The sequence below is a fragment of the Brumimicrobium salinarum genome (genome assembly GCF_002844555.1).
Lineage (GTDB): Bacteria > Bacteroidota > Bacteroidia > Flavobacteriales_D > Crocinitomicaceae > Brumimicrobium > Brumimicrobium salinarum.
This window is the reverse complement of sequence record NZ_PJNI01000065.1, coordinates 1-218: the sequence shown is the minus strand read 5'-3', so window position 1 is coordinate 218 and position 218 is coordinate 1. Positions and strand designations below refer to the sequence as shown.

The following is a 218-nucleotide window of genomic DNA, read 5'->3' as shown; positions in this document are numbered from 1 at the left end:
ATCAAAATCCGGAATGTCTTTTGATTTTATGAATTTCATTTTTCGGCTGGATAATGGAACCGTTATCAGAAGATTCATTTGCCAAAAAAAATAAAAATCATCATCCAAAAGACTGATACACTCAATTCGAATTTGAAAATTTGATTTTCCACACGAAAAAATTTTACTTAACACACAACCTTTACCTAGCGCCATGCAATCAAGTTCTAACTGGGAAA

1 protein-coding gene is annotated in these 218 nt (G+C 31.7%); it reads right to left on the bottom strand.

Annotation, left to right across the window (positions count from 1 at the left end; translation table 11 throughout):
- Positions 1-218: hypothetical protein (locus tag CW751_RS15600; RefSeq protein WP_205677853.1), on the bottom strand; the 218-nt coding region annotated here is incomplete at both ends.